General features: G+C 42.0%; 19 protein-coding genes. 8 read left to right on the plus strand and 11 right to left on the minus strand.

The window, feature by feature from the left end:
• Positions 1-6: 6 nt before the first annotated feature.
• Together ISG33_RS06155 and ISG33_RS06160 are read right to left on the minus strand one after the other, a co-directional pair.
• Positions 7-399 carry a response regulator gene (locus ISG33_RS06155; RefSeq protein ID WP_195732614.1) on the minus strand — a complete coding sequence of 131 codons (393 nt, stop codon included), beginning with the start codon at positions 397-399 and terminating at the stop codon, positions 7-9.
• 28 nt (positions 400-427) lie between these two features.
• A complete protein-coding gene (locus tag ISG33_RS06160; RefSeq protein WP_195732615.1) occupies positions 428-1498 on the minus strand; it encodes a patatin-like phospholipase family protein in 1071 nt (356 codons plus the stop codon).
• Positions 1499-1762: 264 nt separating this feature from the next.
• Between ISG33_RS06160 and ISG33_RS06165 the strand changes: the two genes are divergently transcribed.
• Genes ISG33_RS06165 through ISG33_RS06180 form a run of 4 tightly spaced genes read left to right on the plus strand, consistent with a single transcriptional unit; the run spans position 1763 to position 4318 of the window.
• Complete coding sequence (locus ISG33_RS06165; protein WP_195732616.1) at positions 1763-2149, plus strand: ACT domain-containing protein; 387 nt, start codon at positions 1763-1765, stop codon at positions 2147-2149.
• A gap of 13 nt (positions 2150-2162) precedes the next feature.
• On the plus strand, positions 2163-2507 hold the full coding sequence (locus ISG33_RS06170) for an ArsC family reductase (protein ID WP_195733064.1): 345 nt from the start codon (positions 2163-2165) through the stop codon (positions 2505-2507).
• Positions 2508-3635 (plus strand): succinyl-diaminopimelate desuccinylase, encoded by a 1128-nt coding sequence (dapE, locus tag ISG33_RS06175; RefSeq protein WP_195732617.1) that lies wholly within the window; start codon positions 2508-2510, stop codon positions 3633-3635.
• Entirely contained in the window at positions 3632-4318 is a 687-nt protein-coding gene (locus ISG33_RS06180; protein WP_195732618.1) for a M15 family metallopeptidase, read from the plus strand. Before dapE ends, ISG33_RS06180 begins: the two co-directional genes overlap by 4 nt.
• A 36-nt stretch (positions 4319-4354) precedes the next feature.
• Here the strand turns inward: ISG33_RS06180 and ISG33_RS06185 are convergent, their stop codons facing one another.
• The 5 genes from ISG33_RS06185 to pgm all read right to left on the minus strand — a co-directional run bounded on the left by ISG33_RS06185 (position 4355) and on the right by pgm (position 11704).
• A complete protein-coding gene (locus tag ISG33_RS06185) occupies positions 4355-4774 on the minus strand; it encodes an HIT domain-containing protein (RefSeq protein ID WP_195732619.1) in 420 nt (139 codons plus the stop codon).
• On the minus strand, positions 4764-5810 hold the full coding sequence (astE, locus tag ISG33_RS06190; RefSeq protein ID WP_195732620.1) for a succinylglutamate desuccinylase: 1047 nt from the start codon (positions 5808-5810) through the stop codon (positions 4764-4766). The genes ISG33_RS06185 and astE overlap by 11 nt, the downstream gene beginning before the upstream one ends.
• A 41-nt stretch (positions 5811-5851) precedes the next feature.
• Positions 5852-7174, minus strand: coding sequence for a putative bifunctional diguanylate cyclase/phosphodiesterase (locus tag ISG33_RS06195; RefSeq protein WP_195732621.1), 1323 nt, complete (start codon positions 7172-7174; stop codon positions 5852-5854).
• A gap of 165 nt (positions 7175-7339) precedes the next feature.
• Positions 7340-9859: a glycogen/starch/alpha-glucan phosphorylase gene (locus tag ISG33_RS06200; RefSeq protein ID WP_195732622.1), complete on the minus strand. Its 2520-nt coding sequence runs from the start codon at positions 9857-9859 to the stop codon at positions 7340-7342.
• Positions 9860-10054: 195 nt separating this feature from the next.
• Positions 10055-11704, minus strand: coding sequence for a phosphoglucomutase (alpha-D-glucose-1,6-bisphosphate-dependent) (gene pgm / locus ISG33_RS06205; RefSeq protein WP_195732623.1), 1650 nt, complete (start codon positions 11702-11704; stop codon positions 10055-10057).
• A 145-nt stretch (positions 11705-11849) separates the two neighbouring features.
• On the opposite strand from pgm, the gene ISG33_RS06210 reads away from it, so the two are divergent.
• From ISG33_RS06210 to ISG33_RS06220, 3 genes are read left to right on the plus strand one after another with little or no spacing between them, the layout of a single operon-like run.
• Complete coding sequence (locus tag ISG33_RS06210) at positions 11850-12761, plus strand: AAA family ATPase (RefSeq protein ID WP_195732624.1); 912 nt, start codon at positions 11850-11852, stop codon at positions 12759-12761.
• 4 nt (positions 12762-12765) lie between these two features.
• Positions 12766-13731, plus strand: coding sequence for a DUF58 domain-containing protein (locus ISG33_RS06215; RefSeq protein WP_195732625.1), 966 nt, complete (start codon positions 12766-12768; stop codon positions 13729-13731).
• A 2-nt stretch (positions 13732-13733) separates the two neighbouring features.
• Positions 13734-15734 (plus strand): transglutaminase TgpA family protein, encoded by a 2001-nt coding sequence (locus tag ISG33_RS06220; RefSeq protein ID WP_195732626.1) that lies wholly within the window; start codon positions 13734-13736, stop codon positions 15732-15734.
• A gap of 144 nt (positions 15735-15878) precedes the next feature.
• On the opposite strand, the gene fusA is transcribed toward ISG33_RS06220, so the two are convergent.
• The 3 genes from fusA to ISG33_RS06235 form a co-directional block, all read right to left on the minus strand.
• Positions 15879-17963, minus strand: a complete 2085-nt coding sequence (fusA, locus tag ISG33_RS06225) for an elongation factor G (protein WP_195732627.1) — start codon at positions 17961-17963, stop codon at positions 15879-15881.
• Between the two features lie 169 nt (positions 17964-18132).
• Positions 18133-19260 (minus strand): 23S rRNA (cytidine(2498)-2'-O)-methyltransferase RlmM, encoded by a 1128-nt coding sequence (gene rlmM / locus ISG33_RS06230; RefSeq protein ID WP_195732628.1) that lies wholly within the window; start codon positions 19258-19260, stop codon positions 18133-18135.
• A gap of 47 nt (positions 19261-19307) precedes the next feature.
• Positions 19308-20201 (minus strand): transcriptional regulator GcvA, encoded by an 894-nt coding sequence (locus ISG33_RS06235; protein ID WP_195732629.1) that lies wholly within the window; start codon positions 20199-20201, stop codon positions 19308-19310.
• A gap of 222 nt (positions 20202-20423) precedes the next feature.
• On the opposite strand from ISG33_RS06235, the gene ISG33_RS06240 reads away from it, so the two are divergent.
• Entirely contained in the window at positions 20424-20708 is a 285-nt protein-coding gene (locus ISG33_RS06240; protein ID WP_195732630.1) for a hypothetical protein, read from the plus strand.
• A gap of 82 nt (positions 20709-20790) precedes the next feature.
• On the opposite strand, the gene ydiJ is transcribed toward ISG33_RS06240, so the two are convergent.
• Positions 20791-23859, minus strand: coding sequence for a D-2-hydroxyglutarate dehydrogenase YdiJ (gene ydiJ, locus ISG33_RS06245; protein ID WP_195732631.1), 3069 nt, complete (start codon positions 23857-23859; stop codon positions 20791-20793).
• Positions 23860-23965: the final 106 nt, after the last annotated feature.

The raw sequence follows: 23965 nt of genomic DNA on the forward strand, positions 1-23965 counted from the left end.
CTGTTTTCATGCCTGTTGGTTTTGAAGAGCAATGATTGCACTTTGAATTTTCATTCTAGCCATGAAAGTGTGCTTATCAATGGGTTTTGTTATGAACTCAGTTGCACCAACTGCAAAACAATCTATTTCAGTTTGCTTATTTGTGTCTCCGGTCATCACGATAAACAATGGCTCGTCAATAGGAGATGCTGACCTATTGTATTTATCGCATATATCAACACCACTGCCATCTGGCAAATTCAAATCCAACAGCACGATTTGTATTTGTTCTGTATCGAGTATCTCACATGCTCTTGTTTTAGTTCTTGCAATAGATATTTGATAATGCTCTCGCAACAAGCCAGACAAGAGACTGATATTAACAGCGTCGTCCTCTACAATTAATAAACGTTGCTTCATATTGCTCACTACTCCTTCGCTTCTATGTCTACTTTCTATCAAGTATCAACGGACTTATCTGCTCAAGGCCTTGCTCACCAGACACTAACGCTAAGAAAGCCTCGGCGAGTCTATCCGACTCGGATATCACCTTTCTCCAATAGGAAATGCGTTGTTCAGCCGGCATTGTTTCAAAGTCTTTTCTGTCTGGAATTTTCCCATAAGGTAGCTTACTGACAAATTCTGCTGATGGCGAAAGCATGACAACGTTGTCGTAGCTGCTATTGTGGCATCTTCTTTTCTTGAGGTTTTTATCAAACCACCCTGGTATCGGTTTGTTATAAAAGTGAGGATACATCACCAGTTTGTTAGTCGATATTTGTAGATCAAAATGGTAATCGATAATACCACCATCTCTATACATCCCTGACTTGGCGCCGGGAATATCTTTTATTCCTTCTAACACGACGGGAATAGAGCCTGAGGCCATCAGAGCAGGAACATAATTTTGATGAGTCAATTCATAAAAGTCGGTTGGAAAGTCTTCAGGATCGCTAAATAGCTGTGTGTTCGGCCTGACTGAAAAAACGGCACGGGTAAAGTGCTTTGCAATTCCTCTGCGATTTAATGCGTTTTTGGCTGCTGCTACAGATAGGCCTGCCATTTGCGCGAGTTTATTTTCAGAAGCCACCAAACCGTGGCAATGTTGCACAAAGAAGTGGGTATTTTTATATTGCTGTGACAAGCTTTCTTCGATGCCCCGCGGCCCCAACATTTTTCCCAATAGTTCGTAACCCTTAGCGGTAATTTCCTGAGCTCCTGGCTTTTCAGAATAAACCGTTGTTGAATAATGAGTCGCGAGACGTTCTATCGCAGCCGCACTGTCTGTTTGAGAAAAACAAGCAGCTCTGAATGCACCAGCTGAACTGCCCATAACATCAATTGGGCTTGACCGCTTATCGAGAAACTCACTAAACATAACCTTATCGAGGCCAGCTAACACGAACCATTTAGGGCCGCCGGAGGCGCCAAGAAAGGCCCCGAATAAATCAGAGGACCAACCTTCTTTTTTGATAGTATCAAGCGCCTTTTTACCAGCTGATATTTGAAGTACCGACATGCTTCCCTTCGACTCTATTGCAAACTCTCAACAAATTGACGACTTGCTATTTTACTAAAAGCTCATCTGCCAACACTTTGGGGTATATTGTGCGTTATTTTGGAAGAAAAAGACACGAAATGTTAGTTATTTATAAGCCGATATACTCCCAATGGACGCTTTATAATCAATAGTTATTTACTATTAAAAACATAGTGTTATAGACTTAATAGACTCTCGCTCACATAGTTATCCACAAAAAGCGTGGATAAAATAGGATTTCCCTTGGCTAAACAAACACTGTCAGTTCTTGATGATACTTTTGCAATTCATTCGCTGAGCGAAGATCAAGCAATCCCAGCACCTGTGCTCAGCAGCGATATTTACTTTATTGGAAAAACTCACGACGAGTTATCATTAGTAGTGAAACAATCACTGCCTATAGAGGCTATCGAATCAGACTATGACTGGCGAGTGTTAGAAGTCCTTGGCCCATTAAACCTTTCAATGGTTGGGATCATGGCCGACATTGGAGCCGTTCTTGCTTCAGCAAAAGTGAGTATATTTGTTGTATCGACATTTGAAACAGACTATTTTCTGGTGAAGAACGACACACTTGCGACCGCTATAAGCGCTCTAGAAAAAGCAAAGTACGAAGTAATACAAGACTAGTAAAGGATAAATGATGACAATAATGTTCGGTATTCCAAACTGCGATACCATAAAGAAAGCAAAAATGTGGTTAGAAAGTCACAATGTAGAGTACCAGTTTCATAACTACCGTAAAGATGGCTTAGAAACACAGTGGCTCGCAGAAGCTGAGAGCGCAATAGGCTGGGAGAAGTTGCTCAACAAACGAGGAACGACCTTCAGAGCCCTGTCTCAAGAGCAAAAAGACAACTTAAATCGTGAATCAGCCCTAGCGCTTTTAGAAGCCTTTCCGGCGATGATAAAAAGACCGATTATTTTTACCAACGACCAATACTATGTCGGCTTTTCTGCCGAAGAATACGCAAGGATATTTGCTTAAATGCGCGATGTTATACAGACAACTATCGACTTGGTTACTAAGCCATCAGTCACTCCAGAAGACGAAGGTTGCCAGCAATATATGGGTGACATACTATCCGCATTGGGTTTTGACAACGAGAGCATGATATTTGAAGACACGACCAATATGTGGTCGAGAAAAGGCTCTCAATCGCCCGTGTTTTGCTTTGCTGGGCATACCGACGTAGTGCCAACGGGCCCAGAAGAAAAATGGTTATTCCCGCCCTTCCAACCAACGATAAAAGACGGTTTTTTGTATGGAAGAGGCAGCGCAGACATGAAGGGTAGCCTAGCGGCAATGCTTTGCGCCACTGAACGCTTTGTTCAAGACTACCCCGAGCACAAGGGTTCTATTGCCTATCTCATTACCAGCGATGAAGAAGGCCCTTTTATCAACGGCACAACCCGCGTTATCGACACGTTGGAAGCGCGCAATGAAAAAATAGACTTTTGTATCGTGGGTGAGCCTTCAAGTACAAGCCAAACTGGTGATGTGATTAAAAATGGTAGACGTGGCTCATTAACTGGTGATTTGACGGTTAAGGGGATACAAGGCCATGTCGCCTACCCTCACCTTGTAAAGAACCCAATTCATGCAGTGGCACCGGCCTTGGCTGAGCTCGCGAGTACAACATGGGATCAAGGAAACAGCTATTTTCCACCAACGAGTTTTCAGGTATCGAATATTCATGCAGGCACCGGCGCTGGCAACGTAGTACCCGGCACAATTAATATTTGCTTCAACTTTCGTTTTTCCACAGAAAGCACTGATCAAGAGTTAATTACTAAAGTAAATAACATTCTGGAAAAGCATGATGTAGATTATGACATAAACTGGACCTTTAATGGTCAGCCCTTTTTGACAGAAGCTGGGACACTTGTAGATGCCGCAGTTAAAAGTATAAAAGAAGTTACGGGGCTTGATACCGAACTATCCACTGCTGGGGGTACTTCCGACGGTCGCTTTATTGCCCCTACAGGTGCGCAAGTTGTTGAGCTCGGTCCGGAAAATGCCACAATCCATCAAATAAATGAAAGAGTAAATATTGACAATCTAAAGAGTCTTGAGCACATTTATTATCATACGCTGGTCCATTGCCTCACATGATAACCGCTGAGCAATATCTAGGTTTAGACTCAAGTCATCTGGTAAGTATTGACGAAAAACATGCCCTTATTTCAGAGGTGAAAACTGTGTTTTGTAGTATGCAAGATGCAGCAAGCGCTGAGGGTATCGACTTGCAATTGGTCAGCAGTTATCGGAGCTTTTCCAAACAATGCCAGATTTGGAATAAAAAATGGCAAGGTTTACTGCCTCTGAATACCCTAGATGGTAACGTTTTGGACACCTCTTCATTAGACGAAATAACGAAGCTTCACGCGATATTACTTTGGTCAGCTCTTCCAGGCGCCTCTCGTCATCACTGGGGAACCGACATAGACGTTTATGATCGCAATAGCGTTGAAACATGGCAAAAGTCGACAGGTCAAAAGTTCAATTTGCTTCCTTCAGAATATGAGCAAGGTGGTCCGTGTGCAAGGCTCTCTGACTGGCTTCAGTCACATATGGCAGAATATGGCTTCTTTCGTCCTTATCATGTGTACCGTGGAGGGGTAGCCTCTGAGCCATGGCATTTATCTTATCAACCACTAGCAGATGAGATCATAGAGGGCTATGACCTCAGTCAACTAGAATCCGCGCTCGCAAAGCATCGTATTGATGGCATTGACGTTATATTTGATCACCTACAAGACATTTTCACTCGTTACACCTTGAATGCAGGTCGTTAATTGCGCGCAGACAAGGAGCAAGATGACAAGCCATTATTAATAAAAAAGTGCAGCTCTAACCTGCAGAATTATGGCTTGTTTTTCGTCGTCATTATAGGGCCTCATTGCTTGCTTACCCCACACTGGTGAAGGCCAAGCAACATCGTGCTCGTATCTGCAAATATGATGAAGATGCAGCTGAGCGACGACATTGCCGATAGCTGCTATGTTCAGCTTGTGCGGCTGATAAAGATCTTGCAATACTTTGCTTAGCTTCGCTGATTCTTGTAGCAAGTCAATTTGCTCAACTTCCGTCAAGTCTATGATTTCACGAAGTCCATTTTTACGAGGGACTAAAATAAACCATTTAAACTGGCTATCATTAATAATGCGAAGCTGGCTCAAGGCTAAGTCGCATACCCAAGTACTATCATTTTCGAGACGTGGATCTAAGACAAAACCCTGACTATTCAACATTACAAGGCACCACAGTCAATATAGCTCGTTGTCCGATTTCGACTTTAGCGTTTGGAAAAACGATGGCTTCGCCATGTTGTGTGGCTTTGTAGTTGATATCTCCATCTGACGCGATAAGCTCACCCTCTTCAAAAGCGCTAAAGTTAGGTAAGTCATCAGCAAAATTGAGCGCAAAAGCATGCGTTTTTTTGTTAATCACCTGTTTCACTTCAAAAACTTCTATTGGGCAGTCGGACCACGAGGGTAAATCCATAGTGTTATGTTCAACTAAGGCCCGCAATGCCCTATCAGCAGCACTAAACTTAGACATTTGGTTTTCTCCAAAAGGCATAACTTTGCCTAATTCAACCGTAAAACTATGGGCGTTGTAGTAACGAGATGTGTAATAGCTAAATGTGGTCGTTGGCGATTGTGAAAGTAGAATAGTGTTGACGTCACACAATGATAGAAAGCGTAATTGCTCCGTGTTTATCGCTTCGCCATGTAAAAACGGATAAACCGCAAACTTTTCATTCTTAGATTCTCTGATTGCAGTGTGTAAATCATAGTGAAAACGCTGGGAATTATCATGATTTGTTGGTTTATTTTCGTCCACAGCAAAAAACTCATCGACACAACGCTTAATGGCTTGAGCTCGATGTTGTTCTATATTCTCGCATTCATCAGCTGTCTTTATCCCAGCATCAAAAAGCCTATTTAGATTTTCTTCAACAAATCGTTCAGCAATATCCATGGCTTCAAGATTACCAAATATCACCATGAGTCGATGTGAGGTTTGAATTTTTGCATTGATTAAATCATCAACGAGTGCGTCGCATATCTCAATAGGTGCAGTCTCGTTACCATGCAGGCCACAGGATAGGAGTATAGATTTGACCTTTTTGTTAGCATCAAGTCCGAGAGGCTCAAAACTGATGATGCCTCTGCACCAAATTTTGACTCGAGTGTGACTGTTGATAGTAAATTCAGTCTCATTCGAAAATTGTCCTGCTCTATCACGGGAAAGAGAAAGAAAATTGTCTTTCTTAAAATTCATAGTAGAGTACGTCGTTAATTAAACACGCGCGTAGTCTATCATTAACTTGCCTGATCTGCCGAATCGCCAGCATCTATTATTCTATGACTAAAGTCTCCTACTCGACACTGTTTGATAAACTCATCGAAAGACACTGCGGGAGAAAATAAAAAGCCTTGTCCACACGGAATACCGATTTTCTGAAGTATTGCCATTTGATTTAAGTTTTCAACACCCTCTGCAATTACCTTACAATTTTTTGCGTCACAGATCAGTTTAGTCGCCTGTACAATAGCAATGTTTACGGGGCTTTCTTCTAAATCAAGTACAAAGGTTTTGTCTATCTTAATGGCGTTGAGGTTTAAATCCCGAATGAATGATAGGTTAGAATACCCTTTGCCAAAATCATCCATTGATATTTGTACCCCTTTTGAACGAATATCATCCAACTGCCGCTTTACCATTAAGGAATTTGACAGTGCAACATCTTCAGTCAATTCTAACTCTATCATTGACGCTTGCACGTCGTGGCTTGTGATCAACTCGCTTAAAATATTCACAAGATTGGTATCGTAAAGTTGACTTGGTGAAAGATTAATGGATATAGGTAGATTTATGCCTTGCTGATTTAGCTTTTGTAACATAGAGATAGCACGTGCCATCGTCCACTCGCCTAACACATTCATCATATTGTATGACTCAGCAGCTTCAATCAAGGTACCGGGGAATAGCATGCCATCTAAAGGATGATTCCATCGCAATAGACATTCAGCACCAACAATCTTCAAGCTTGTAAAGTCAACTTTCGGTTGAAAGTATAATTCTAATTCGTGATTTTCCATCGCTCTTGTTAGGTCTGCCTTGAGAGCCAAGCCGCGCCCAGATACTGAATTTTGATTGTCACTGACAAAACTAAAGTTTTGATGCTGATTATTTTTCGCTTGTTTCAGTGCTGCTTCGGCAAGCGATACCAGTCTAGTGACCGATACGGTATAGTCTCGATGACTAGCAACACCCACATTAAAATCAGCAATAAATGCAGTATCATTGGTATACAAGGGTGTTTTGAAATGTTCGATTAAATGTTGATAGCGGCTATACATTTGTGCTTCGTTGTAACGACCAACAAAAATCAAACCAAATATATCGCCACTTACTCTGCCGACGAGTAGCTTCTCATCAAATATACTTAATACTCTATTGGCAATCTGAAGCAGTATTTCATCACCTGCTCGATAATCAAAAGCAGAAGACACATCGGAGAAACGCATCACATCGATAAGCATTAGAGAGAAGTGTCTACTGTCTTTCGATAATTTTTCAATAATATCTATGAAAGCATACCTATTGGGCAGTGTTGATAAACTTTGGTGCTTTTTGATCATAAGGAGGCGGACACCGGAAAATGAGAATGGCTAAAAAACAAAGCCGAGGAATATAGTAAGTATCGTCCGAATATGCGATAACTTTAGAAAAAAGGCCAGCAAATTGCTGGCCTTAAAATGTAAATAAATGTGTGAACGCTTGGAGTGCTCTTACGCCCTACTTTGTTAAGAAACTTTGCAAGGCGTCAGTTTCCAAATTCTCTCAACATAGTCAGCAATCGAACGATCTGAGGTGAATTTCCCCATTCTCGCAGTATTCATTATCGCCATTTTAGCCCAACGCGATTTATCTCTGTAAGCAAGATCAAGGGCTTTATTTGCGTCGCTATATGACTCAAAATCAGCAAGCACCATATAAGGGTCACCACCGCTTAACATCGAGTTCTTAAGTGAAGATAAGGCACCGGGTTGCCCAGGCGTGAAATAGTCACCATCAAGCCAATCTAATACTGACTTAAGCTCTTTGTTTTGATAGTAAATATCAAAAGGATTGTAACCCTTCTCACCTAATGCGGTGACCTCTTTCACATCCATACCGAATATAAATATGTTGTCATCACCAACTTCTTCGGCAATCTCAATATTAGCGCCATCCAAAGTACCAATGGTGATCGCGCCATTTAATGCCAATTTCATATTGCCAGTGCCCGACGCTTCTTTACCCGCCGTTGAAATCTGTTGTGACACGTCGGCTGCAGGTATCATTTTTTCAGCAGAAGACACACGATAATTAGGTAGAAAAACAACTTTTATCTTTTGATTTGCCCTTGGATCATTATTGATTTTCTCGGCAACCTTGTTAATCGCAAAAATAATATCTTTGGCTAGCGCGTATCCAGGGGCTGCTTTTGCGCCAAAAATGAATACTCGCGGATGCATGTCGTAGTTTGGATCTTCAAGCACACGTCGATAAAGAGCCATGATATGAATCAAGTTGAGGTGCTGACGCTTATATTCATGTAGACGTTTGATTTGAATATCAAATATTGCTTTAGTATCGACACTAATACCGGTTTGAAGCTTAATTTCAGCAGCCAAGGCTTCTTTATTTTTTTGCTTTACCTTCATGAATTGGTTCTGGAAGGTTTTATTGTCAGCAAAGTCAGCAAGTTTATTAAGGCGATTTAGGTCTGATGGCCAGTCATTCCCTATCTTTTTGCCAATTAAGTCAGAAAGTAGAGGATTACAGGCTTTCAACCATCGTCTTGGTGTAATGCCATTGGTTACGTTAGTCAGTTTCCCTGGCCACAAGGCTTCAAACTCAGGAAACAAGTTCTCTTTAACCAATTGCGAATGTATTTCAGCAACGCCATTCACAGCAAATGAACCAATAACCGATAAGTTGCCCATACGCACCATCTTTTCATTACTTTCTTCAATAATTGACAGTTTGGACTTAATTGCATTGTTGCCCGGCCACTTCTTCTCAACCAATGACAAGAAGCGATGATTGATTTCATAAATAATTTCAATGTGACGTGGGAGGATTTTTTCTATCATCCGCACAGGCCACTTTTCCAACGCTTCTGGCAGCAAAGTATGATTTGTGTAGGCGAAAGTCTTTGTACAAATTCCCCAGGCTGTGTCCCAATCTAACTCAGCTCTATCGACCAAAATTCGCATTAATTCAGGGATCGCAATTGCGGGGTGAGTATCGTTTAACTGAATAACAACTTGGTCAGAAAAACGCGACCAATCATCACCATGAGCGCGCTTGTAACGACGAATAATATCTTTTAGAGAACATGCACAGAAAAAATACTGCTGAATAAGCCTAAGCTCTTTACCCGCTTCGGTTTCATCATTAGGGTACAATACTTTTGAAATGGTCTCTGCTTGAACGTTTTCTCTTTGAGCATCTACGTATCCGCCTGCATTAAACACGTCCCAGTTAAAGTAATCTGACGACTCGCTTTGCCATAGACGCAATACATTCACAGTCTTAGCACCGTAACCGACTACCGGCACGTCCCAAGGCACACCTTTTACGATAGATCCGGGGTGCCACTCTTTCTGCACGCGGCCATCATCGCCATATTTGGTTTCAACATAGCCGTATAAAGATACTTCTTGAATAGACTCAGGACGACATATTTCCCACGGGTTGCCGTAATCGCGCCAACTGTCAGGGCGTTCTATTTGCGCCCCATTTTTAATTTCTTGCCTAAAAAGACCGTGTTCATAATGAATACCATATCCAATAGCAGGAAGCTCCATGGTTGCCAATGAATCAATAAAACAGGCAGCCAAGCGCCCTAAGCCACCGTTTCCAAGGGCCATATCTGGCTCTTCTTCCAAAACATCGCTTAAGTTTACACCAAGTTCTTTAAGTGCTGCGTCGGTGCTTTCGAACAAGTTGAAGTTGTGCATATTGTTTGAAAGTAAACGTCCCATTAAAAACTCAGCTGAGAAATAATGAACGGCCCGCGTATCGTGAATGTAATGTGTCTTTTGAGTTGTTCGCAGTCGTTCAAGGACAAGCTCTTGCATGGCGGCGCTTGTCGCTTTCCACCACGCATGATTATTTGCTTTGTTTTCGTCGGTACCCAAGGTGCTATGTAAATGCTTAATGATGGATTGCTTTATCTCACTCTTTGACAATGGGGATATAGCGTTTGAAGAAGCAAGTGTTTTACTTTTAGCGCGCGAGGAAGATTTAGCGCCTTTTGCTTTCACTGTTGTCATTTTAATGATTCTCTTGTTAGTAAACTGCTTGTAATATTATTACAGGCAGTTTAATAAAACTACGCCAAGACTTGAATAAAGCATTGAAAACGTATGCAAGATGTTAAATATATGTAAATTAAACAGGAGGCATTACGAAAAAACCAACAATACCGTTATTAATTTACATATTTAAAACCAAATATTAACACATTATTAACAATCACCGTTTAAAACAGAATTGACTAGCTCCTTTGCTTCCAAAACGAGAGCACTTAAATGTTCTTGCCCTAAAAAACTTTCTGCATAAATTTTATATACGTTTTCAGTACCTGATGGTCTAGCAGCGAACCAACCATTCTTGGTCGATACTTTTACACCACCTATTGCGGCATTGTTGCCAGATGCATGGGTTTGTATTGTCAGTATCTCCTCGCCCGCAAGCTCCGTTGCTGTCACCGTCGATTTATCCATACTAGCAAGCTGAGTTTTTTGCGCTAAACTCGCAGCAACATCTATTCTCGTATAATGCGGTACGCCAAATTCATTCTCTAATTCAGCATAGAGTTCAGAAGGCGACTTTCCGATCACAGCTGTCATCTCAGCAGCAAGTAAACACATGATAAAGCCATCCTTGTCCGTCGCCCATGGGCTGCCATCTTTACGCAAAAAGATACCGCCCGCCGATTCTTCTCCTGCGAAGCCTATTTGCTTGGCATTGAGACCTTCAACAAACCATTTAAAGCCAACAGGCATTTCTTTTAGATTGCGGTTTAGTTTTTTGCAAACTCGGTCAATCATGGAACTCGACACTAGTGTTTTGCCCACCGACATATCTGCATGCCATAAAGGACGATGCTGATAAAGGTAGTTGATCGCAACTGCAAGGTAATGATTAGGATTCATTAGCCCTGCGGTAGGCGTTACTATGCCATGGCGGTCAAAGTCAGGATCGTTCCCAAATGCTAAATCATATTTATCTTTCAGTTTTATGAGCCCAGCCATCGCACTCGCTGAGGAACAATCCATTCGAATTTTGCCATCCTTGTCGCAATGCATAAATCCAAATTGTTGATCGATACTGTCGTTTACCACATCGATATTTAGCTTGTATCGCTTTGCTATTTTATTCCAATAATGGATCCCTGAGCCGCCTAAGGGGTCTGTGCCAAGCTTTAAGCCTGCTCTTGCGATCGCATCCATATCAATCACGTTGTTTAAGTCGTTAATGTAGTCTTCGGCAAAATCGAGTTCTTTGAAGAGTTGGCTTTTTTTCGCTTCATCGATAGTCACCCTTCTCACGTCGACATTCTTGTTAGCAATTAGCTCGTTTGCTCGATTTTGAATAATAGTTGTGACATCAGAGCCTGCCGGGCCGCCATGAGGAGGATTATATTTGAAGCCACCGTCGCTAGGAGGATTATGTGAAGGTGTAATAACAATGCCATCAGCTAAATCCACCTCAATATCTTTATTATAGCTAAGTATTTTGTGAGAAATTACTGGGGTGGGTGTAAATCCCCCATCTTCTTGAATGACAACTTCGACATTATTAGCTATAAGTACTTCAATCGTTGTCGTAATTGCCGCTTCAGAAAGTGCATGAGTATCCATTCCAATAAAGATGGGACCAGTGATATGATTGTCAATTCGATATTCAGCCAAGGCTTGCGATATAGCGGCTATATGCATATCGTTGAAACTTGTTAAACTTGAGCACCCTCGATGACCAGATGTTCCAAATGTCACTCGCTGCTCTGCAATATCGGCTGATGGTACTTTCGCATAGTAGTCTGAAATGAGACGGGCAACGTTCACGAGCTGATCGTTGCTGGCTGGCAATCCTGCCATAGGGTGTAAACTCATGTTTATCCTTGGGTATTTAAAGTATTCTTAGCGAGATAATAGCGCTTATTTTGAAAAAATTATACATACCTAGGTATTAAAAGCGTTGCGGTAGTTTTTCGCGTCTTAAATTACACTTGAGCTAACAATAGGAGAAATTCTAATAATGCAGGAAAAAATCCAACAGTGTATTCATGCTATAGGGCAGCAAATAAAGGGCAAAGACGCACAAATCGAGCTCGCTTTGATATGTCTATTATCTAAAGGCCACTTGCTATTAGAAGATTTACCTGGAATGGGTAAAACCACCCTCAGTCAGTGTCTTTCTGCTGTTTTAAACATGCAATACGCAAGAATGCAGTTCACGTCAGATCTGCTTCCGGCCGACATGTTAGGTGTTAACATATACGAGCCTGACACTCACAAGTTTAATTTTCATGCTGGCCCGATATTCAACCAAGTATTACTTGCCGACGAAATAAATAGGGCGAGCCCTAAAACCCAAAGCGCTCTGTTAGAGGCTATGGCTGAAAGCCGAGTGAGTATTGACGGTAAGAGTTACGATTTACCCGAGCCTTTTTTCGTTATTGCCACTCAGAATCCCTTGTTTCAGTCTGGTACCTACCCCTTACCAGAATCACAGATAGACCGCTTTACCATGAAACTTTCGCTTGGTTTCCCGAGTAAAGAAGCCGAACGTGCAATGTTACTCTCTGAGAGTCAAAGCCATGAAGTGACTGAAGTACTCACTGCTAGCGAACTGATAGAATTACAAGAATCAGTGTCGCAGGTGGTAGTGAGTGAGCCAGTTGTTGATTATATTTTGTCTCTTGTGAATGCGAGTAGAGACAGTCAAGAATATCCGAATGCGCTCTCGCCACGCGCGACCAAAGCAATTTATCATTGTGCACAAGCCTGCGCGTTTGTAAATGACAGGAATTTTGTCATCCCTGAAGATGTACAGTTTATTTTTTCAGCTGTCACTGAGCATAGGTTACGAGGGCAGGATCAATTTGCGGCAAGCACAACCTTATTAAGTCAGTCTTTGTTAGATAAAGTAAATCCTATGGCGGCATAACAGCATGGCGACTTGGAAGGAGAAGCGCATTGACCAATGGCTCACAAAGCGTATACCACCAAACGACCAGTATCAGCTCAATGTTAAAAACACCTTTATCCTTCCGACTCGCTTCGGCTGGGCTATGCTTGGCCTGATTACTTGCTTATTTGTACTCGGTACCAACTATCAAAATAACGTTATTTTAATGTTCTGTTATTTCGTCTTTGCCATACAGTTATTATCTCTATTCCACTGCTACACCAGTTTTGTTCAATATCATGTTAGTTTTCGAGAATTTGAAAACTATTACGCTAACGAAAATACCTATTTAAGGGTGAGTCTACACTATAATCCAAACCGTTCCCCCCTTCATGCACTGTCTAACATTGCTATCTACTACAAGGACCATAAACGTTATTCATATCTTGCCGATGGACACAACAACATTGACTTAGGCAAGTTCAAGAGAGGTAGCCACTCTATAGGCCGCGTTTCTATTGAAAGTATTTTCCCCTTTGGTCTATTCAAATGCTGGACCCATTTATCTGTACCTTTTGTACTGTTAGTCTATCCTACCCCTCTGCCATCACCACTCAAATTGCGAGAAATGAATCAAAAAGGAGACGATGGTAATAAGGTAGGCGTGAACACTAGCAGTGAAGATTTACAAGGGCTGCGCACATACCGAGAAACTGACCCTATCCACCATGTTTCGTGGAAGCACTTTGCCAAAGGGCAAGGTTTACTTACTCGTGACTTTAGTGAGCGTGCTGCTGTTAGTGGTTGGCTCGACTTAGCTGACTATATTCATTCTGATTTAGAAACCGCGCTTAGCGAGCTAACGTACCAAGTCAACGCACTCAGTCAGCAAGGCAGTTTGTTTGGATTGAGTCTCGGCAAGCACCAGATCCTTCCTAACCATGGTGTTGATCACCAGTCACAATGCTTAAAGGCCTTAGCTAACTATCAACTGAAAGCGGTAGGTTAACATTGAATAGAATTAAAGTTCACAATAGAAAAATCGCTGCTTTCTGTACACTGGGCACATTCACCTGTTTGATATTATCCTTGCTTGAGCCACCGATGGGTTGGGTGTTAGTGTTGTGCGTTTGTTCTTTTGTCATCACCGGCTATAAAGCACAGAAAAATAGTCCCCCCCTTAAAAACAGTGTGCTTAATCTTCTCGCGATTCTGTGCATCTCGATCATTATTTGGCTTGCTAGTGATTATGGTTTGTTAAAGAGCATGATCAACTTACTTGTCGTATCGTGCTGCTTGAAGATCCTCAACCTTCATCACACTGGTGATTATCAAATGGTAGCGTCAATTCAATTGTTCTTGATTGGCTGCGGCCTCATTTTTCACCAAAGCTTGGGCTATAGCATATTTTACTGTTGCTTAATCGTGATGCTATTTTGTGCCTTACACGCAATTAAAGTTCGCGAGACCAATTATAAGAATTACAGTAAACAAACTCTTCTACTGGTTCTACAAGCAGTACCTATTGCTTTAGTTTTGTTTTTTGTCACTCCCAAACTCAATCCTCTCTGGAAAATGCCCGTAGCAAAAGGGAGTCAGACCGGCTTATCAGAAAAAATGACGCCTGGAGACATCGCTAACTTAGCGAAGTCAGATGAACTTGTTTTTAGAGCCGAGTTTGCAGGTGATTTGCCCAAACCACAAGAGCGATATTGGCGAGCCATTGTACTCGACGAATTTGACGGAAAAACATGGTCTATTTCTGAGCGTGCCAAAAACTTTCCCCTTCCATCTGAAGTTCAATTTCAAGGTAAGTCGCTTGACTATAGCGTCATTGCTGAGCCAACTTCAACCAATTGGCTGTATTCCTTAGATATTCCAATTTTAATCCAAGGATTGTCAACACAGCGCATTATTTCTACCCAGCAATTTCAATTACAAAGCAGGACGCCGCTTCACAGCAAAGGATTATACGTGGTGAAGTCTTTCATTGAGCAACCACTGAACATTTATAATGGCTTTGAGAATACTAGTTTTTACTTACAAACACCGACTACCGGAAACCCAAAAACCGTTGAGTACGTGCTAAATAATATATCACCGAGTATGAGCACTCGACAAAAAATAGACCAGCTAAATGCGCTTTTTGCAGACGATGACTTCAAATATTCTCTGACTCCGCCCTTGATGCAAACGAATCCGATTGACCAATTTCTATTTGATAAAAAAACAGGCTTTTGTTCTCACTATGCCTCGGCAATGGCCTACATGCTCCGCATTGCAAATGTTCCGGCCAGAATCGTTACAGGCTACCAAGGCGGTGAGTTACAATCTAACAATGTTATTAGTGTTCACCAGTTTGATGCGCACGCTTGGGTAGAGGCATGGGACAAAGACTTAGGCTGGATTAGAACCGATCCAACAGCGATAGTTGCACCAAATCGAGTATTGGCTGGCTTATTGAGTTCCTTAGAAAACAGAGCTGAATTTAGAAACGAATCGCCGTTTTCTCTATCCTTGTTACAAGACTATGCTTTACTGAACAATCTGCGCTTACTTTTGGCTGAAATAGACCACACTTGGAGCCAGTCGATATTGCGCTACAATCAAGAGTCTCAAAAGTCGCTTTTGAAAAAGATATTTGGTGATATGAGCCCACGAAGTTTTAGCTATGCAATAATTGGTAGCTTCGTTGTTATTGGTATATTCATCGCACTACTGTTTATTCCAAGACAGCGAGAGAATAAAAAAGAAGAACAAAAATGGCTAGAGACTGTGTTTTCACTTCTCGAAAAGCAAGGTCACAGAAAGGAAAATAGTGAAACCTTGCAGCAATTCTCTCAACGAATATCACCCTCTCTAAACTCTACTGCGAGCAAATCTCTTCGATATATAACCAAGGTTTATTACCAATGGCACTATAGCCAAAAGACACACAGCGAACCCTTTGCTGCGGTAAAAGACAAAATGAAAAAGCAGCTAAGCACTTTAAAAGCTGCTATTAAAAAATAACTGAGCTGTAATAAGTGAGCTGTGTAGGACGTAGACAAGGTAACACTCAGCTATTGGTCGACGTAAACATTTTGCCATTGATAAGGCATAAAAAAACCCAGCAAAAGCTGGGTTTTCATTAAAGTACAGCATATGTCTAGCTAATTATTTAGCAGCCTTTCTTGCTTTTACTTCTTCAATTACCGCCTCAGCAACATTTGCTGGGCATGGGTTGTAGTGTGAGAACTCCATAGAGAACTGACCACGACCCGAGGTCATTGTACGAAGTGAACCGATATAACCAAACATTTCTGATAGTGGAACGTCGGCCTTGATACGAACACCAGTAACGCCCGCTTCTTGGTCTTTGATCATACCACGACGACGGTTTAAGTCACCGATAACATCACCAACATGATCATCTGGCGTGAAAACGTCAACTTTCATGATTGGCTCAATTAGTTGTGGACCAGCCTTTGGAATCGATTGACGGAATGCGCCCTTAGCTGCAATCTCAAAAGCAACTGCTGATGAATCAACCGCGTGGAAACCACCATCGTATAATTCAACTTCAACGTCAAGTACTGGGAACCCAGCCATAACGCCTTCATTCATCATACCTTTAAAGCCTTTCTCGATTGCTGGGAAGAATTCCTTAGGAACGTTACCACCAACAACAACAGACTTAAACGTAAAGCCAGAGTTTGGCTCACCTGGACGAATTTTATAGTCAATTTTACCAAACTGACCAGAACCACCAGATTGTTTCTTGTGCGTGTAAGAGTCATCAATCTCTTGCGTGATGGTTTCACGATAAGCAACTTGAGGTTTACCAACTGTTAGGTCAACACCGTAAGTACGCTTCAAAATATCAACTTTGATATCAAGGTGAAGTTCACCCATTCCGCGCAGGATAGTTTCGCCTGAATCTTCGTCTGTTTCGACTTGGAAAGTAGGATCTTCAGCAACCATTTTACCGATAGCAATACCCATTTTCTCAGTTGACCCTTTATCAGCAGGAGCAACGGCGATTGATATTACTGGCTCAGGGAAAACCATTGGCTCGAGTGTACAAGGATGTTTAGGATCGCAAAGAGTGTGACCAGTTTGTACATTTTTCATACCAACAATAGCGATGATGTCGCCTGCCTTAGCACTACTTAGTTCAGTACGGTCATCGGCATGCATTTCAACCATTCGACCAACACGCTCTGATTTTCCGGTGAAGGAGTTAAGGATGGTATCGCCTTTATTCAAGGTACCTGAGTAGATACGGATAAATGTCAGGGCACCGAAACGGTCATCCATGATTTTGAATGCTAGTGCACGGAATGGTTCGTCAGCAGATACAATCGCTTTTTCGCCATTAGGCTCGCCGAATTCATCGGTTAAGTCTTGTGGGTCAACTTCAGTTGGTGCTGGCAAATAATCAACAACAGCGTCAAGTACGTTTTGAACACCTTTGTTTTTAAATGCAGAACCACAATATGTCGGGAAGAAGTCAAGCTTACGAGTACCTTCACGGATGCAACGTTTGATATCTGCAATAGATACTTCTTCGCCGTCCATGTAAGCCATCATAAGGTCGTCGTCTTGCTCTACAGCTGTCTCAACAAGTTGCTCATGATATTCATTTACTTTATCAACCATGTCGGCAGGCACGTCTTCGACCACATAGTTTTCAGGAAGACCAGTGTCATCCCAAACGTATGCTTTCTTTTCTAGTACGTCAACAATACCAACGAAGTCGTCTTCGATACCAATTGGCAAAGCCATAACAAGTGGGTTAGCACCAAGCACGTCTTTAACTTGCTTAACTACTCGATAGAAATCGGCACCCATGCGGTCGAGCTTGTTTACAAAGATGATACGAGCAACTTCTGATTCGTTCGCATAACGCCAGTTTGTTTCTGACTGAGGCTCAACACCACCAGAACCACAGAAAACACCAACACCACCGTCAAGTACTTTCAAAGAACGATAAACTTCTACTGTGAAGTCAACGTGCCCTGGAGTATCGATGATGTTCATACGATGGTCTTTCCAGAAACATGTGGTTGCAGCAGACTGGATAGTAATCCCGCGCTCTGCTTCTTGTTCCATGAAGTCTGTAGTTGATTCGCCATCATGTACTTCACCGGTCTTGTGTATTTTACCAGTGAGTTTCAAAATTCGTTCTGTTGTGGTTGTTTTACCCGCGTCAACGTGAGCAAAAATACCTATATTTCTGTAGTGTGCTAAATCTGACATGTTTCCACTTATTAGGTTCTAAAAAATCGGGGCGGATTATATAGATTTTTGAAGGGAAATTACACACTTTTCACTACATTCTTCAAAAAGAATTCTAAAAGTATGTATAGTTTCAGCTGTTTGGGCAATGTATCTGACTACAAAAAATACTGCAAACCCATGATTTTAATCAAATTAAGTGCATACCGCTGCGGATAATGACAGTTATTTCATCCCTATCATGATACAAATGCTTGGCGGCAATTTTGTGGTTTATTTGATGCTTTTCGAGTTTCTCTGATATTTCTGCTAAGAGCTTTTCGACCACATGAAAACGTCGCTTCATCGGTAGTTTTAGATTGAAAATACTACTCGTACATTTTCTATCAACCAACCATGATGCGATGAGTTCTGCCACCCTCTCCGGTTTCTCAATCATATCGCAAACAAGCCAATCAACATGACCGTCTTGGGGGGCATAAGTAAAACCATCAGCGGGGTGATATTCAACTAGTCCTGTCTGCATGAGCGTTTCAGACATTTTACCGTTATCAATCGCTTCAACGCGCAAACCTCTACTAACTAATTGATAAGTCCACCCCCCAGGGCAGGCCCCCAAATCAACAGCCGTCATCCCCTTTTGGAAACAAGTGTTTTGCTCGTTTGGAAGCAAAAATGTTTTTATTGCTTCTTCTAACTTCAATGTTGAGCGACTTGGTGCATCCGCAGGCATCTTCAAACGGGTAATTCCCATTGGTTCAGCGTGACGATTATTAGGTAGCGAAACACACACCATACTTTCATTGCTCTCGCTAAAATACAGATGAAGATAGGGAAGAGCATGGTTTGGTTTCGCGCTTAACAGCTTACTTTTGCGCATCGCCTGACGCAAAGGCACCACAAATTTCTTACAAAATTTAGCGATTTGCTTTCCACTTTCATTGTCGGCGTGCTCGGCAATAACATCACCGAATAACAAAGAGGAGTTGAGATCTTGCTTCAAAAAATCAATGACGGAGCCGACCCGATCGGTGGGTTTATCGAAGATTAAAGAACCGACACTTAATAATCTTTGACGCGCAAAAATAAGTTCGTCAATATGAAAAGCATTTTCTTGCTGATGCAATGAAAGTGCTTCATAACAATTGAACTCAACTAAGGTGCTACCGAGCTTACATTGACTATAGCCAAAAAGTTCTAGCTTGGCTGATACAGTATCGAGTTCGGCGGCAAGGTCGGCCTCGTATCCCTCTCTACAATAAAATACGACTTTTTTTGTAGCGAGGCTTTTGTCAATTTGTGTATTACTTTTTATCACGATCACGCCCTTTAAGGATGCACTGACTAATTATATTGAAAAACACTTTATGCACTTTCATCTTCAACCTGCGCCAACATCCATTCTCTGAAAACCTGAATTTTGCTCACTTCTGATTGTCCTTGATGACAAACTAAGTAAAACGCATCTTTGCTTTCTATACTTTCCTCAAATGGACAAATAAGCCTTCCAGCTTCAATTTCAGGCCTTGCTAGCACTGTATTTGAGAGCGCTATACCCTGCCCTAATGCGGCAGCTTGCAGCACCAACATTGTATGACTGAACATTGGCCCTTGATTTACATTAACGCCTCTTATATCAAAGGCACGCAACCAGTTTTTCCATGCTGCACGAGAGCTGTCGTGCAATAACAGATGGTGTTTTAAGTCTGCGAGTGTCTCCAAAGGCAACCCCTTTTGAAAGAGCATTGGAGAACACATTGGCGTCAGATATTCGGCATGCAACTTAGTGGAATGGACTCTTCCCCAATTTCCCTTGCCATAATATATGGCAATATCTATCGTTTCATCGAGAAACCCGTCATCTAAGTCAACCGCCTTAATTCGTACGTCTATGTCTGGGTGTAAGCTAGAAAATTGGCTTATTTTAGAAACTAACCACTGACTAGCAAAACTCGGAGGCGCTGCCACAGTAATAGCCCCCTTACTTCCTCGCGCTAAGAGTCTGTCAGTGGCATCTTGTAAATGGTTGAATATATCTCGAAGCTCGACAAAATAGCCTTGACCCTCCTCGGTCAATAGTAGCGTTCTGTTTCGTCGCAAAAATAACTTTGTTGATAAATGGCTTTCTAATGACTTAATTTGATGACTGACTGCCGCTTGCGTCACAAAAAGCTCTTCCGCTGCTTTCGTAAAACTCAAATGCCTCGCCGCAGTTTCAAATGCTTTCAACGCATTTAGAGGAGGTAATCGTTTTGCCATAGCTCAATCTCATAAAAATTTGATGGCACATTATACATTAGTTTTTCTAATTAATATAAATAATTTAAATCACTATTTTTAGTGCAATTTTTAGCCTAACATCTCGGTCTGTTAGATAGGTAATACTATGTATTTTAAAGGAATAATGTTGTAACAAAGTATTGATAAATATTTAACAAAAAAGCGGCAATTAAAATCAACTATATTAAGGCAAAAAGAAAAATGAAAGTAACAATTATGGCAGTGACCGTACTCGCATCAATCGTATTTACAGGGATGGTAAATGCACAACAGTCGAACAACAAGGAACTTGTTAAAGACAAAGAAACTGTAAAACAAATGATCAACGAATCATTTGTTAACGAAGCAAACGTTTTTATTGATTCGGACCTCAACCAAACGCTAGATATCGTAGTAAACAAGCCAGAGTTTAAAGCACCACGTCGCTTGTTATCTCGCAATGAGACACTAGCGCCAAGTAAAGTAAAAACTCAAGCCGAAGATTAAATAGCAACCCCATATCGCTCGAGCTGGTCAACATGTTAGTTTCTAACACAGCACCATGTCTCGAGCAAAGCCCTTTTCCTCCTTACAATTCAGCAAGTATTTCAATTGGGTGTTTAGGCCTAAAAGACTCAAAGCGTTTCACTTGGCTTCTGCAACTATAACCAGTAGCTAATATATCTGCGCCCTCAGCCTCCGCGCTCTTTATTTCAGCAGCCCAACTTAAATCATAGATACCTTTGGAATTAGCTAGCTGCTCAACCTCATGACCATAAGTCCCAGCCATTCCGCAGCAGCCTACCGGCACGATATTAAGTCTCAAATCAAGGCTTTGAAATACAGCTTGCCATTGTTGCTCTGTTTTGGGGAGAGCAGTCTTTTCGGTACAGTGGGCTAACAAACGGTAGTTTACAGTAGCAACTTGCGTTTGCTCTCTGTTAACGCGAAGCTTACTGATACGCTCTTGAGGCAAAGCACTTAACCACTCGGTAACTGTTTGTACAGAAAAACTTCCTCTTCTTGAACCCAATATTTTCGCATATTCATCGCGATAGCAGAGCACTAAAGATGCATCGGCGCCAATCATTGGCAAGCCTAAATCGTGCACTTTGTTGAGCAATGAAGCGGTGGTGTCGGCGGTCTTCTCAAAACGATCTAAAAAGCCTTTCACATGTTGCGCCTTGCCATTGGGTGAGAAAGGTAAAAGCACTGGAAATAAACCTAGCTTTTGGATAACAATTAACAGCTTTTCGACACTCTGCGCATCATAAAAGCTCGTGAAAGGGTCTTGAACAACCACTACGTAATTCTGCCTATCTTTAGTGCTAAGGCTCTCAAGTGATTGCAAACTTCGCTCACAATCAAGTCGAGCAACCCGTTGGCGGAGATTCGGCACAGACAGCAAAGGTGCATCAACATAACCGATCGCTTTCTTTATCGCTAGTTTCACAATACTTGCGTCTAAAAAGAAGTTGAAAAAGCGCGGGAATTTCGCCATTGCAGGCGCTAGGGTCTCAACATTAGCAACAAAATAATCCTTCAGGGGGCGAGAATAGCGCTGATAATAGATAGCGAGGAAACGCGCTCTAAAATCAGGGACATCGACACCTACCGGACACTGACTTGAACAAGACTTGCAAGCTAAACATCCGTTCATTGCGTCAAAAACTTCATGAGAAAAGTCATCTTTATTTTGCTTTTTCCAGCTAGAGCGCGATTGAATGAAGCGAGCTAAAAATGAACTAGAAAACTGTTTATGTGACAAATTATCAGTTGCTACGTTCGCCTGTCCTAACAAGCGCAGCCATTCACGAATGAGTCCTGCTCGGCCTTTAGGGCTGTGTCGGCGGTCCTGCGTTATTTTGCTCGACGGACACATTGGTGACGTCGTATCATAGTTAAAACAAAGACCATTGCCATTACAACTCATTGCTGGGGCGAACGCCTCTTTGAAGGCGATGGGAATTGTTCGGTCGAAAGTGGCTCTTTTTATGTCTGCGACTTTTACCATTTTTGCAGTTGAATCAACAGGAGTGCATATTTTACCTGGATTCATTTTATTCATTGGATCAAAAGCGGTTTTCACCTTACGCAGTTCGGTATAAAGCTCATCACCAAAAAATGCTGGTGCATACTCACTACGATAACCTTTGCCATGCTCACCCCACATTAACCCGCCATACTTGGCAACTAAGGCAACCACTTGGTCTGATATAGTGTTAACTAACTTTTCTTGCTCCATATCACACAAGTCTAATGCTGGTCTTACGTGTAACACCCCCGCATCGACATGCCCAAACATACCGTACTTGAGGCCATGACTGTCAAGAAGGTCGCGGAACTCCATAATAAAATCAGCCAAATTTTCAGGTGGCACTGCAGTGTCTTCCGCAAAAGCAATTGGTTTTTTTACGCCCTTTGTCTTGCCTAATAGCCCGACAGACTTTTTACGCATAGCGTAGATTTTGTTTATTTCACTGCGTTCATAGGTGACTTGGAAACCGATGACGCCATCCCTCCCTTCTTCTGCAGCACGGGTAAGTTCATCAGATAGAAGGGCGATCTTGTTTTCTATTTCCTGTTTATCATCGCTATTATACTCAACCATGTTGAGGCCCAGCATGGTTTTATTTTCCACATCCGTGATTAAATCGGCGACGCTATGCCAAATGATATCTGCGCGAGCCATATTAAGCACCGTGCTATCAACCGTCTCAACCGAAGTGGCTTTTGCCGCAATCATGCTTGGAGCGTGTCGCAAAGCGGATTCAAACAAGTCGTATTTAACGTTAACCAAAGCAGTATATTTGGGTATCTTTGTAATGTTCAGTTTTGCTTCTGCAACGAAGGCCAATGAACCTTCGGCACCAGTGATTAACCTACTGATATCAATTTCTTGTTTTTTGTCGTCATAAGCATGTTCAAGGTCATAGCCTGTCAAAAAGCGATTTAAGCGGGGGAATTTCTCTATAATCTGCTCGCGCTTATTAACGGATGTTGCTATGACTTGTTTTACAACACGACTGAGCGCGCTATTACCACGTGCGAGCTCTTGAGCTTCATCTAAGGGCATAGGAGAGGTCGTTATGATTTCTCCATTAGCAAGCACCGAAGTTAAAGACAGTACATGATCGCTTGTTTTACCGTATACCAAACTGCCTTGGCCAGACGCATCAGTACTGATCATACCGCCGACGGTGGCGCGATTACTGGTAGAAAGATCGGGAGAAAAAAAGTAGCCAAAGGGCCGCAGATAGTCGTTTAAGGCGTCTTTGACAACGCCACTTTGAACAGTAACCCAGCCCTCTTCGATATTATGCTCTACAATTTGGTTCATGTAGCGAGAGGTATCCACTATGATACCAGGTGTTAACGACTGTCCATTGGTGCCTGTCCCTCCTCCTCGCGCACTGAAACTCACTGAGGGCATATCTGCCGCGACTTTAGCGATAAGACTCAAGTCTTGAGTATTACGTGGATGAAGTACTGCCTGGGGTAATTGCTGATATATACTATTGTCGGTTGCTACGGCCAATCGACTACCATAGCTAATTTCAATATCACCGGCATACGCCGTGCACTCTAATGCATCTAAATAAACTCGTGTATCTTGGTTTAAGCTCTCGTTAGGCGAGAGTATCGGTAATGCAGTCAAGTATCGTCTCCTTCATGAACTTCAGCAGTATATCTTTTACGTAAAAAATGCACTAGCTGATTTATAAGCCCATTTGTTTTCTCTTATTATGGAAAAGCATACCTAA

Origin of the sequence: Marinibium conchae, from assembly GCF_015595035.1 — a bacterium.
In the GTDB taxonomy this organism is placed as follows: Bacteria; Pseudomonadota; Gammaproteobacteria; order Enterobacterales; family Alteromonadaceae; genus Glaciecola.

Excerpts from the sequence above, each read along its gene's own strand:
- ISG33_RS06155 (WP_195732614.1), bottom strand. The coding sequence starts at position 399 with ATGAAGCAACGTTTATTAATTGTAGAGGACGACGCTGTTAATATCAGT.
- ISG33_RS06160 (WP_195732615.1), bottom strand. The coding sequence starts at position 1,498 with ATGTCGGTACTTCAAATATCAGCTGGTAAAAAGGCGCTTGATACTATC.
- ISG33_RS06170 (WP_195733064.1), top strand. The coding sequence starts at position 2,163 with ATGACAATAATGTTCGGTATTCCAAACTGCGATACCATAAAGAAAGCA.
- dapE (WP_195732617.1), top strand. The coding sequence starts at position 2,508 with ATGCGCGATGTTATACAGACAACTATCGACTTGGTTACTAAGCCATCA.
- ISG33_RS06180 (WP_195732618.1), top strand. The coding sequence starts at position 3,632 with ATGATAACCGCTGAGCAATATCTAGGTTTAGACTCAAGTCATCTGGTA.
- ISG33_RS06185 (WP_195732619.1), bottom strand. The coding sequence starts at position 4,774 with ATGTTGAATAGTCAGGGTTTTGTCTTAGATCCACGTCTCGAAAATGAT.
- astE (WP_195732620.1), bottom strand. The coding sequence starts at position 5,810 with ATGAATTTTAAGAAAGACAATTTTCTTTCTCTTTCCCGTGATAGAGCA.
- ISG33_RS06195 (WP_195732621.1), bottom strand. The coding sequence starts at position 7,174 with ATGATCAAAAAGCACCAAAGTTTATCAACACTGCCCAATAGGTATGCT.
- ISG33_RS06200 (WP_195732622.1), bottom strand. The coding sequence starts at position 9,859 with ATGACAACAGTGAAAGCAAAAGGCGCTAAATCTTCCTCGCGCGCTAAA.
- pgm (WP_195732623.1), bottom strand. The coding sequence starts at position 11,704 with ATGAGTTTACACCCTATGGCAGGATTGCCAGCCAGCAACGATCAGCTC.
- ISG33_RS06210 (WP_195732624.1), top strand. The coding sequence starts at position 11,850 with ATGCAGGAAAAAATCCAACAGTGTATTCATGCTATAGGGCAGCAAATA.
- ISG33_RS06215 (WP_195732625.1), top strand. The coding sequence starts at position 12,766 with ATGGCGACTTGGAAGGAGAAGCGCATTGACCAATGGCTCACAAAGCGT.
- fusA (WP_195732627.1), bottom strand. The coding sequence starts at position 17,963 with ATGTCAGATTTAGCACACTACAGAAATATAGGTATTTTTGCTCACGTT.
- ISG33_RS06235 (WP_195732629.1), bottom strand. The coding sequence starts at position 20,201 with ATGGCAAAACGATTACCTCCTCTAAATGCGTTGAAAGCATTTGAAACT.
- ISG33_RS06240 (WP_195732630.1), top strand. The coding sequence starts at position 20,424 with ATGAAAGTAACAATTATGGCAGTGACCGTACTCGCATCAATCGTATTT.